Origin of the sequence: Methylobacterium longum (genome assembly GCF_022179385.1) — a bacterium.
Lineage (GTDB): Bacteria > Pseudomonadota > Alphaproteobacteria > Rhizobiales > Beijerinckiaceae > Methylobacterium > Methylobacterium longum.
Genome location: NZ_BPQS01000164.1, coordinates 1 through 670 on the forward strand (window position 1 = coordinate 1; position 670 = coordinate 670).

Consider the following 670-nt stretch of genomic DNA (forward strand, 5'->3'; position numbering starts at 1 on the left):
GGAGCCCGTGGACCGGGCGGCGCTGCTCGACCTGCAGGCGCGGCTGGCGGCGGCGCAGTTCGACCACGGCTTCTACCGGGCGCGCTACGGGCTCGCCGAGGCCGCCGACGCAGTGCGCGACTACTGCGACACCGGCTGGCGGAAGGGCCGCAACCCCAGGCCCGACTTCGACGGGCAGGCCTATCTCGACGCGCATCCCGGGGTCCGCGAGACCGGCCTGGCGCCCCTCGTCCACTTCCTCGCCACGGCGCTGCTGCACGGCACCGACATTTCGGCCGGCGCCTTCCAGCCGCGCTACGGCGCGCCGGATTCGCGGGACGCGGCGCTCCGCGACGAGGCCCGGGCGATCGAGCCCTTCTTCGACGCCGCCTACTACGCCAAGCGCAATCCCGACGCGGCGGGCGCCCCCGGCGGGCCGCTCGCCCACTTCGTCGCCTACGGCCAGCACGAGGGCCGCGACCCGAGCGGGACGTTCTCCATCGCGTTCTACACGGAGACCTACGGCCACCTGCTGGCGCCGGGGGAGTCGCCGTTCCTGCACTACGTGCGCACGGGGCGGTCCGCCGGCCTGATGGCCGCGCCCGAGGATCTCGGCACCTACCCGCCGATGGACGCCCCCGAGCCGCACGCGTGGGACGGCCTGCCCCGGGCCCTGCCGATCGATCAGGCC

At 75.5% G+C, this 670-nt stretch carries 1 pseudogene; it reads left to right on the top strand.

Annotation, left to right across the window (positions count from 1 at the left end):
- Window positions 1-670 (top strand): annotated as a pseudogene (locus tag MFF58_RS31890) (glycosyltransferase); the annotation flags it as partial.